This is a genomic window from Vibrio frigidus (genome assembly GCF_042465995.1).
Taxonomy (GTDB): domain Bacteria; phylum Pseudomonadota; class Gammaproteobacteria; order Enterobacterales; family Vibrionaceae; genus Vibrio.
Genome location: NZ_JBCDMC010000070.1, coordinates 1 through 255 on the forward strand (window position 1 = coordinate 1; position 255 = coordinate 255).

1 protein-coding gene is annotated in these 255 nt (G+C 45.1%); it reads left to right on the forward strand.

Annotated features, from left to right (window positions below; all coding sequences use genetic code 11):
• Positions 1–255: hypothetical protein (locus AACW90_RS23040; protein WP_390239391.1), on the forward strand; the 255-nt coding region annotated here is incomplete at both ends.

Consider the following 255-nt stretch of genomic DNA (forward strand, 5'->3'; position numbering starts at 1 on the left):
TTGGAACAGTTTAACCAGCAATAACGAACAGACTTCAGTGAAGGTGAGCGATGACGGCAAAACCGTTCTTGTTTATACGGGCAATGATAGCAACGACACCGCTAGCTATGTGTTGTCAGCGACCATCAATATTGATGGCACCTACAGCATTACTCAACATCAAGCGATAGAACAAGTTAACGGTGATGGCGATATTAATGAGCTAACCATCGGAGTGGATGTTACTGATACCGATGGCGACACCGTACCAAATGC